The sequence below is a fragment of the Vibrio sp. 10N.247.310.24 genome (assembly GCF_041467175.1).
GTDB lineage: Bacteria > Pseudomonadota > Gammaproteobacteria > Enterobacterales > Vibrionaceae > Vibrio > Vibrio tasmaniensis_A.
The window spans coordinates 37,015-40,052 of record NZ_JBFSUD010000042.1; the positions used below are offsets into that span (position 1 = coordinate 37,015).

General features: G+C 38.6%; 3 protein-coding genes. 2 read left to right on the forward strand and 1 reads right to left on the reverse strand.

Annotation, left to right across the window (positions count from 1 at the left end; genetic code table 11):
* Window positions 1-644: 644 nt before the first annotated feature.
* Window positions 645-1,061: an SRPBCC family protein gene (locus AB6E08_RS14100; RefSeq protein WP_280605215.1), complete on the forward strand. Its 417-nt coding sequence runs from the start codon at window positions 645-647 to the stop codon at window positions 1,059-1,061.
* Entirely contained in the window at window positions 1,054-1,488 is a 435-nt protein-coding gene (locus tag AB6E08_RS14105) for a MarR family winged helix-turn-helix transcriptional regulator (RefSeq protein WP_017103759.1), read from the forward strand. Before AB6E08_RS14100 ends, AB6E08_RS14105 begins: the two co-directional genes overlap by 8 nt.
* Before the next feature lie 412 nt (window positions 1,489-1,900).
* Here AB6E08_RS14105 and AB6E08_RS14110 read toward each other — a convergent pair whose 3' ends face one another.
* A complete protein-coding gene (locus AB6E08_RS14110; RefSeq protein WP_102461797.1) occupies window positions 1,901-2,719 on the reverse strand; it encodes a hypothetical protein in 819 nt (272 codons plus the stop codon).
* Window positions 2,720-3,038 lie beyond the last annotated feature (319 nt).

Genomic DNA, 3,038 nt, shown 5'->3' on the forward strand with positions numbered 1-3,038 from the left:
ATGATAAAACCGCGGATTTGGAACATAATATTTCGCTGCATTAAAGACATAACCACTGCTCTGACTATGTTGGCAGGTCACATATGGGAATTTCGCAAGCTAATAGACTGCAATGCGCTCACCACGTAACTCCATCGACAAATCGTATCAAGAATCACCGACCAACTAGCACCACGTCTAGGCTTAGAGTTAAATTTCCGACTATGTATGTAGCAATGGATACATTGCGGTAATTCCATCAGCAATTAGCAAAACCATCCTACCGAGAATCTTCCAACACATTCAGCAGACAATGACACTGTGGTAATCACTAATAGTCGTCGCGCTGCACTCCTATCATTATCAGGGTTTGAAATTTAACAACCGAAGACGAACAGATCCCCCAACAAATCACACCAACAAATCACACAACTTAAATCATTTATGGACAATTATGTGTCAGTGCTTTTGCTAAATTAGCAAACCATCAATAACTACAGGTATGGTAAATTGTTAACTTCGTTCCCATTTTAAATGTCTATAGACAAGAGTTATTAAGCGCGCACTCCTACCTCCTATTCAAATACACTTACTTGCTCTTGCAAGCATGCCCATAACGAAATATAGTAAACTGGTTTACTAACTTGCAATCGAGATGGAACAGAATGATTTTTGAAGAACGTATTTGCATTGAAGCCTCACCTCAAGACATATATTCGTTATATACCGATGTCGAAAATTGGAGTCAATGGGATGAAGAAGTTGACTACTCTCATCTCATGGGAGAATTCAAGATCGGTACTAAAGGTATTCTGAAGCCGAGTAATGGACCTAAATCACAGATTGTAATTGCAGATGCTATACCAAATAAGCACTTTACAGTAACAAGTAAACTACCATTCTGCGTTCTATCATTCGAGCATCATTTGCAGGTCAATGGAAAAGCAACTCAAGTAACTCATAGAGTTAAGTTTTCAGGTTTAACTAGTTTTTTGTTTGGGAAAATCATTGGAAAGAAAATCTATAAAGGTCTACCGTCTACTCTTGAAGGACTAAAAAAAAGGGCTGAACACAATGTTTAAGCACGAACTCCCTTCGAACAGCGTAGGTCTACAGCTCTGGGTTGTTTACAATAAATGGCATTCAGAGGTAATGAAGCACCTCAAGCCTCTAAATATTAATCATACTCAGTTCGTTATACTCGCCTCCATACTATGGTGTAACAAAAATAAAAACGAAACAACACAAGCAGAAATAGTCAATATCACTGGCTTGGATAAGATGACACTATCCAAGTCGATGAAGGCTCTAGTCGCTAATGAGATCATAATTAAAGATAAAGACGTTAGAGATACACGTAGTTTTTCGCTCAAACTCTCGAAAACTGGAGAATCTCTAACGAAAAAAGCCATCGCTCAGGTAGAAGAGTTAGACCAGTTATACTTCGAGAGCCTACAAGACCAGAGAGCAATATTCACTTCTCTGCTACTAGGCCTTAAAAATAGTTAAGCGAAAGTAAGGCAAGTTGCAGAATTTTAAACTGAGTTCAATCCCTCTCTGGCTGACTTTGAGTCATTTTCGAGCTAGGAAATACCATGCGTTAAAAATCAGACTGTGAAGATTTTGGACAAAAGTGAGTTTGCTGTCCACAAGAAAGTCTTCTGTTGAAGCTTGTAAAAATGAGACTTTCATAGCAAGTTCGAACATTTTTAAAAAGTAAAAAATATCTACTTATCAACGCTCAAAACCGTCACAAACTTTCAAAACGGTTTTGGGGTAAATAGCCAAGTATTTCTTGTTAAAACCACGCCTAGCGCGTTTTAGGCGCATGGAAGCGTGGTTTTTGATGATTAACTTACGGATTTACCATAATAGGAATAATAACTACCAGATTTCTAACGCCAAGCGTTGAGAATCACTCTTAAGCAGATTTGTTATATTGAATGAACTCCCTAAGTGTATCAATGTACTCCAGTACCCTTTTCCGGTTGTCCGCGTTTAGTTCATTGCCACATACTTCTGAGCGATATTTGATAGTCGGACTAGAGTATATTGGCAACTTAATTTTTTCATAACTCATTACTGTTCCCGCATTTGAGCATTTATACGCTCGTGCATATGGTTTTATTAAATGCCGGTTCTCTGGTCTAGTCGACCTTTCTAGTTCTCCTTGAAGAAGGGAAAAAAGAAAGGTTTCTGAGTGATTAGCCAACATAAGATGCCCGAACTCATGTTCTAATACATCAGTAGAAGCATCGTCAGCAAGCAGAATATAGCTATCACTTAACTCCCAGTCAGTAGCTCCCGTAGTACCGTCCTCGAAAATTAGGTGACGATTGGGAACAACAAACACATAGAAATCCAAATGACTATCACGTAACGGTTGTATCACATCACGTCCCACAGCCATGCTGCCTTGGCTATGAATTTCATCAAAGAACTCCTCGCCCGATAGTGCTAAGTCAACATACCTAAACGAAACAAGTTCTCTACTTAAAGGCAAACATGAGTTAGATAATATCTTGTTTGATTGCCTAATTTGCTGTTCAGCTATAGATTTTGTATAAGACTCTTGTATTGATGAGTCAACAAAGTATGAAACATTTGTGACTAGGGGGGCTTTCATTGAACAGACGGGCAAGATCAGTTCACTCTCATTCAATTCGGTGCGATCTTGCCGATTGAAATAAAACAAAGCTATTGTGACAACGAACGAAATTAAAACCACATACTTTTTCATTATCTCTCCCATTACCAGTAGTCAATATAACGCTTTCTATACGGCGATTTATGCCTATTTAATCTTTCATGGTCAACATAAAATCAAAGGCTTAAAACGATTTTTGAATGTTAGACGGCAACATGTAGCTTAATGTGAGGCGTTGAATTTAACGTAACGACACTTAGTGCGCACTGGCAAAAATCTAGAGGCTGAATTATCAGCCTCTTTTTCGTGTTCTGGCTCGTAATGGGGCAGAGGCGTGTTACAAACTTTAAGCTCCCCCTTTAAGCTCCCCCGTAATGACAAACTTCAGTAGATAGTTAGATTTCGGATAATC